Below are 6764 nucleotides of genomic sequence, written 5' to 3'. Positions count from 1 at the left end.
AAAAAATGTTCAATGTTGAATGCTCAATAACGAATTTTGAAGTTTTACTTAACAGCTTTACAAGCAATTTTGACGTTAACTATTCCTACCTCGATGTTCAATGTTCAAATAAAAAAATGTTCAATGTTGAATGCTCAATAACGAATTTTGAAGTTTTACTTAACAGCTTTACAAGCAATTTTGACGTTAACTATTCCTATCTCGATGTTCAATGTTCAAATAAAAAAATGTTCAATGTTGAATGCTCAATAACGAATTTTGAAGTTTTACTTAACAGCTTTACAAGCAATTTTGACGTTAACTATTCCTACCTCGATGTTCAATGTTCAAATAAAAAAATGTTGAATGTTGAATGCTCAATAACGAATTTTGAAGTTATACTTCATGTCGGTTTAAGCAATTTCCATTTTTCATTCCTAATTCGTTGTTCGTTTGAAAAACGAAAATTGTTATTCTTCCATCGATGGACAATCAACGGCAAACAGTCAACGATTAGAACTAAAGAATATTCTTATTGTTTTCCTTCTCCATAACTTCCCTGCGAAGACTGCTGCTGGAAAAACGGTGGTCTCGGGTATTGAAATGCAAAGCGATTCCTTTTTCCTCACAATAACTGCGTCCGGTAAAATTTTCATCTTTGTATTCATCACCTATAATACGCACATCAATTTTGAAAGAGCGTAAAATATCTTCTAAATCCTGTTCCGTTGCATAAGGGACTATTTCATCCACATGTTTACACCCCTTAAGTTGAATGTAACGTTCCACAACTGATTGGGTTGGCCTGTTCTTTTCAGGACGGTCAATGGTAGGATCTGTTTGCAAAGCGGCAATTAAATAATCACATTGTCTTTTAGCATCTTCCAGCATTTTAATATGTCCGGCATGCAGCAAGTCAAATGCACTGAATGTTATACCAATTTTCATAATTTTGGATTTTATTATTTAAAAATAAAAACTATAATCTACCGTCCACATTATCCCCCAAAACTCCTTTTACATCATACAACAGGCTGGTCGTATTTTGCAATTTCGATAAATCCATATCTAAAAACGCAGCATGTGCAACGCCTAGAACGACCGCATCAAATTTTTGATTGGGAACCGTATTTGTAGTGACTAATTTGTATTCTTTTTTGACAGCTTCAGGATTAGCCATAGGATCATAAATAGTTACGGTGATACCGTAATCCGTTAAAGCGGCTATGACATCCACAATTTTGGTGTTGCGAACATCCGGACAGTTTTCCTTGAAAGTAATCCCAAGCATCAAGAGCGAGGCTCCATTCACTGAAATTCCTTTTTTTATCATCCCTTTTACCACTTGCGAAGCAACATAATCACCCATGCTATCATTCAATCGTCTCCCTGCCAAAATAATTTCGGGATGGTAGCCAAATTCCTGGGCACGTTGCGCCAAATAATATGGATCGACCCCAATGCAATGTCCACCAACTAATCCGGGCTTAAAAGGCAAGAAATTCCATTTGGTACTTGCAGCTTCCAAAACGGCATGGGTGTCAATATTCATTAAATTAAATATCTTGGCCAATTCATTTACAAACGCTATATTGATATCGCGCTGTGAGTTTTCGATTACTTTGGCGGCCTCAGCCACTTTTATCGAAGGAGCCAAATGCGTTCCTGCGGTAATAACGGATTTATATAATTCATTTACTTTGATTCCTATCTCTGGAGTGGAACCTGAAGTCACTTTCAGAATCTTCTCTACCGTATGTTCTTTATCTCCGGGATTGATTCGCTCCGGGGAATACCCCGCAAAGAAATCAACATTAAATTGTAGTCCGGAAACTCGTTCCAACACGGGTACACATTCTTCCTCGGTGACACCGGGATAAACGGTAGATTCATAAATAACGATATCCCCTTTTTTCAAAACGGCACCTATTGCTTCACTCGACTTATATAATGGGGTTAAATCAGGGCGATTATTTTTATCAACTGGTGTTGGGACGGTTACAATATAATAATTACAGTCGGCAATATCAGTTAGAAGGGAAGTACAATACAAACCAATAGCATCACCGGGTTTATCGAGCAGTACTTTTTGCAATACGGCATCGGCTACTTCAAAGGTTGTATCTGTGCCTGTTTTCAATGAAGCCACTCTGGACTGATTGATATCAAATCCTATAACAACGTGCTTGGTTGCAAACAAGCGTGCCAATGGTAAACCCACATAACCCAAACCAATTACTGCTATTTTTATATTGGAATTCATTTTTAAAACAATTTTAATTAACGATTGTTAATTTTAACCCACCGCTTCGCAATTCAAACTCACAGGAATGAGTCGAAACCATAATAATTTAAGCCGGCAAAGATAGTTACAATATGTCGGTTTATTTAATACTATTTACGCCTTGAAATACTAAAACAGTGTTAAAGAAAAAAATAAAACCCACAAAACATTGACAGTCAGTTAAAAACAACGACCGTACTGTTTAATATTCAAAAAAAAATCACCTAATTAGGTGACTTAAAATTTAAAAAAATAAGGTATAAACTACCTCTTTATAACTTATTTTATAAAGTTTAATACATCCAAAACTAAAAATCATTTAACACAATGTTACTGTCCATCAGCGACGAGAGGTTTGGGATTATCCTGCAAGGTCTCTTTTGACCTTGTAGGTATTGCAAAAGTAATCTAAGCACACCTACAAGGTTTTTGAAACCTTGTAGGTGTGCTTCAAATTTTAATAGACCGTAAATTATTAATCGAACCCAGGCTAAAAATAGAAACTATTTCAAATACTGCTTTTTATAATAAGTCGCGTACGCCCCAGTGGTCACATTATTCAACCAATCGGGATTGTTTAGGTACCAATTCACCGTAATTTCTAAGCCTTGCTCAAAAGTCACTGAAGGTTCCCAACCTAATTTTTTGTTTATTTTAGAAGCATCAATAGCATAACGTAAATCATGTCCCGGCCTGTCTTTTACATAAGTAATTAACTCGGCCGATTTACCTGCTTCTCTACCCAATTTATTATCCATAATGGAACATAATAATTGCACCAAGTCAATATTTTTCCATTCATTAAAACCGCCAATATTATAGGTTTCATGATTTAATCCTTCATGAAAAACCAAATCTATTGCTCTGGCGTGATCTACAACAAATAACCAATCCCGGGTGTAATTCCCGTCACCATAAACGGGCAATGGTTTATTGGTAATAATGTTGTTGATGAATAACGGAATCAGCTTTTCAGGAAAATGATTGGGTCCATAATTATTGGAACAATTTGTCAGTACATAAGGCAAACCGTAAGTTTCCCCGTAAGCTCGGACAAAATGATCTGAACTCGCCTTTGAAGCCGAGTAAGGAGAATTAGGATCGTAGGGAGTGGTCTCTGTAAATAAACCCTCCGCTCCCAAAGAACCATATACCTCATCCGTGCTAATATGATAAAATCGTTTTCCTTCGGCATTGTTAGCCCATAGCTTTCTGGCTGCGTTGAGCAAATTAACAGTCCCAATCACATTGGTTTTGACAAATGCCATAGGATCTTCTATGGAGCGGTCAACATGAGATTCAGCAGCAAGATGAATCACTCCGTCAAACTGATATTTTTCAAACAAATTTGTTATAAAACTTTCATCAGTTATATCCCCTTTTATAAAAGTATAATTTTCCGAATTTTCAATGTCCGCAAGATTTTCCAAATTCCCGGCATATGTCAGTGCATCCAGATTATAAATTTGATATTCGCTGTATTTAGTAACAAAAAGTCGGACCACATGAGACCCAATAAAACCGGCTCCACCGGTAATTAATATTTTTTTCATTTTAATTTTATCTTTTTATGAATAATAGAATTGACCGAATTTATTTTACAAAAAAACAATATAAAATGACATTTTTTATGTTTTTAATCAATTATAAATCGAACTGCTCTTATTTATGAAGGTCGACTGTCCTTAACTTCCGCAGTCGAGCGTCAAATGTTTGAAAAATACGTAAAAAGAAAAGCTGTTTGAGCGTAGCGAGTTCTTTTCTTTTAGTATTCGAAAACTAATTTGACCGACGAGGGAGTGAAGACTTGATTTTTTTGTTTCTTTTTTTGATCAAGCAAAAAAGAAAATTAGTAAGTAATTTTTTATTTTAAAAAAAAAACGTCAATGGTAGTTGGACAACATGAGACCTCATAAAACCAGCTCCACCGGTAATTAATATATTTTTCATTTTAATTTTATCTTTTTATGAATAATAGAATTGACCGAATTTATTTTACAAAAAAACAATATAAAATGAAATTTTTCATGTTTTTATTCAATTATAAATCGAATTGCTCTTATTTATGAAGGTCGACTGTCCTTAACTTCCGCATTCGAGTGTCAAATGTTTGAAAATACGTAAAAAGAAAAGCTGTTTGAGCGTAGCGAGTTCTTTTCTTTTGGTATTCGAAAACTAATTTGACCGACGAGGGAGTGAAGACTTGATTTTTTTGTTTCTTTTTTGATCAAGCAAAAAGAAAATTAGTAAGTATTTTTTTATTTAAAAAAAAACGTCAATGGTAGTTGGACAACATGAGACCCCATAAAACCAGCTCCACCAGTAATTAATATTTTTTTCATTTTAATTTCTATATTTTATTAGAACCACTAGCAAAAAAATGCAATGCTGTGCTTTACTTTAACTTCATTTTCAAAACACACCCTAATGATTCCAAAACCAGAATATAATGTGTTTTATTTACCTCTTGTACAATTGCTTTCTGTTTCGAAAATGGTCCTGACTCCACTTCAATAGAATCACCAACCTTAACTGTCGTTAGCGATACGTCATACGTATTTGGGGTATGAAGCCACTTTTTTATGACGTCAATCTCTTCATCTTTAACAATTGCAGGTTTTCCCAACCAAAACAAATACCGCACCGCACCACTCGATTGAAATACTAAATTCCTGTCCGCCTCCGCCAACTGTACAAAGACATAAGAATTGAATAAAGGAACCTCTATTCTTTTCTTTCTGTCCGACCACTGACGTATTTGTGTAATCAAAGGACAATAGCATTCGATTCCAATTTTCTCTAATTGTTCCGCTACTTTTCTCTCCCATTTAGGTTTTGTATAGACTACATACCAATTCATCTCGCGTTTTGTATTGATTTTTTTTTATTTAAACTTTGGATGCAATTAGTTTTAATAATTCTATCCAAAAAAAACATCCTATTTTAATTTACGAACCAATACCCTGGTAAACAAAACCAATGGCTTCTAGAGCCGGACCATTCAGTATATTTCTTCCATCAAATACAAAAGCGGGCTTTTGCATCGAGTCATATATTTTTTGCCAGTCATATTGTATAAATTCATCCCATTCCGTAAGTACCGCTATCGCATGTGAATTTTTACAGGCATCATAAGGATTATCAAATGACAACACATTATCAGCATTAGTTGAAGCTGTTCTTGTTTGTAAATAATCTAAATCTGCCAGAACTTTTTTCCTGGACACTTTCGGGTCGTAAACAGCAATTTTTGCGTTTTCGTTGATCAAATCATCCGCAACATAAATGGCCGCCGATTCTCTGGTGTCATTCGTGTCTTTTTTGAAAGCCCAACCCAAAAAGGTAATTTTTTTATCGGAAACGGTATTGTAAAGCGTTTGTACAATATTGTTAGAAAAACGTCTCTTTTGATGATCATTCATGATAATCACTTGTTCCCAATAATCGGCTACTTCGTTTAATCCATAGGATTTTGCTATATAAACTAAATTCAGAATGTCTTTTTGGAAACAAGAACCTCCAAACCCAACAGAAGCTTTCAGGAATTTTGATCCAATTCGGCTATCCATCCCAATGGCTTTCGCTACTTCATTTACATCTGCTCCCGTTTTTTCACAAAGCTCAGACATCGCATTGATAGAAGAAATTCTTTGGGCCAAGAAAGCATTCGCGGTCAGTTTTGACAATTCCGATGACCAAACATTGGTAGTCAATATTTTATCAGCAGGCACCCAATTGGAGTACACTTCAATTAATGCCTGTATTGCTTTTTGTCCTTCTGGAGTAGTATCTCCTCCTATTAAAATTCGGTCGGGATTTAATAAATCCTGAACAGCAGTTCCTTCAGCAAGAAACTCAGGGTTGGAAAGAATTTGAAACTGAACTCCATTGCCTGTATTATCCAAGATACTTTTGATTGCCTCAGCTGTTCGTACCGGAAGAGTTGATTTCTCCACCACTATTTTGTTATCTTTTGCTACTCTGGCAATTTGTCTGGCACACAATTCAATATATTTTAAATCCGCGGCCATCCCTTTTCCTTTTCCATAGGTTTTGGTAGGCGTATTCACCGAAATAAAAATGATTTGGGCTTCATCAATGGCCTTTTCAACATCGGTAGAGAAAAATAGATTTCTCCCTCTGGCTTCGGCAACAACTTTATCTAAACCCGGTTCATAAATAGGAATATTATTTATATCCTCATCGTTCCAAGCAGCAATGCGTTCTTCATTTAAGTCCACAACGGTTACCTGAATCTCAGGGCATTTTTGTGCAATTACTGCCATGGTTGGACCTCCAACATATCCAGCCCCAATGCAACATATTTTAGTAATTTTCATTTTAATTTTATTTTCCCGTTTCTCCGTTTTACTTATTTTCAAATAACGGATATTTATTTTTTTTATTCGCTGTTTTCAAACTTCAATATTCAGCCTTCCATGTTCAGCTTTCCATGTTCAGGTAAGGAAACAGCTGTCGGTTGTCAAAGCTTTCTGCAGTA

At 35.4% G+C, this 6764-nt stretch carries 5 protein-coding genes; all 5 read right to left on the bottom strand.

Annotated elements, in window-relative coordinates; translation table 11 throughout:
- Nucleotides 1-498 precede the first annotated feature (498 nt).
- The 5 genes from ACFX5E_RS10845 to ACFX5E_RS10825 all read right to left on the bottom strand — a co-directional run bounded on the left by ACFX5E_RS10845 (nucleotide 499) and on the right by ACFX5E_RS10825 (nucleotide 6603).
- Complete coding sequence (locus tag ACFX5E_RS10845) at nucleotides 499-927, bottom strand: adenylyltransferase/cytidyltransferase family protein (protein WP_379855182.1); 429 nt, start codon at nucleotides 925-927, stop codon at nucleotides 499-501.
- A gap of 31 nt (nucleotides 928-958) precedes the next feature.
- Entirely contained in the window at nucleotides 959-2242 is a 1284-nt protein-coding gene (locus ACFX5E_RS10840; RefSeq protein ID WP_379855181.1) for a nucleotide sugar dehydrogenase, read from the bottom strand.
- Between the two features lie 524 nt (nucleotides 2243-2766).
- A complete protein-coding gene (gene rfbB / locus ACFX5E_RS10835; protein WP_379855180.1) occupies nucleotides 2767-3816 on the bottom strand; it encodes a dTDP-glucose 4,6-dehydratase in 1050 nt (349 codons plus the stop codon).
- Nucleotides 3817-4658: 842 nt separating this feature from the next.
- Nucleotides 4659-5123, bottom strand: coding sequence for a UpxY family transcription antiterminator (locus ACFX5E_RS10830; protein ID WP_379855179.1), 465 nt, complete (start codon nucleotides 5121-5123; stop codon nucleotides 4659-4661).
- An 88-nt stretch (nucleotides 5124-5211) separates the two neighbouring features.
- Nucleotides 5212-6603, bottom strand: a complete 1392-nt coding sequence (locus ACFX5E_RS10825; protein ID WP_379855178.1) for a UDP-glucose 6-dehydrogenase — start codon at nucleotides 6601-6603, stop codon at nucleotides 5212-5214.
- Nucleotides 6604-6764 lie beyond the last annotated feature (161 nt).

Source organism: Flavobacterium xylosi (assembly GCF_042787345.1).
Lineage (GTDB): Bacteria > Bacteroidota > Bacteroidia > Flavobacteriales > Flavobacteriaceae > Flavobacterium > Flavobacterium xylosi.
The sequence above is the reverse complement of the archived record's forward strand: the minus strand, read 5'-3'. Positions and strand labels throughout refer to the sequence as shown.

Bases quoted from the DNA above. Each gene is read 5' to 3' on its own strand.
- ACFX5E_RS10845 (WP_379855182.1), bottom strand. From the start codon at position 927: ATGAAAATTGGTATAACATTCAGTGCATTTGACTTGCTGCATGCCGGA.
- ACFX5E_RS10840 (WP_379855181.1), bottom strand. From the start codon at position 2,242: ATGAATTCCAATATAAAAATAGCAGTAATTGGTTTGGGTTATGTGGGT.
- rfbB (WP_379855180.1), bottom strand. From the start codon at position 3,816: ATGAAAAAAATATTAATTACCGGTGGAGCCGGTTTTATTGGGTCTCAT.
- ACFX5E_RS10830 (WP_379855179.1), bottom strand. From the start codon at position 5,123: ATGAATTGGTATGTAGTCTATACAAAACCTAAATGGGAGAGAAAAGTA.
- ACFX5E_RS10825 (WP_379855178.1), bottom strand. From the start codon at position 6,603: ATGAAAATTACTAAAATATGTTGCATTGGGGCTGGATATGTTGGAGGT.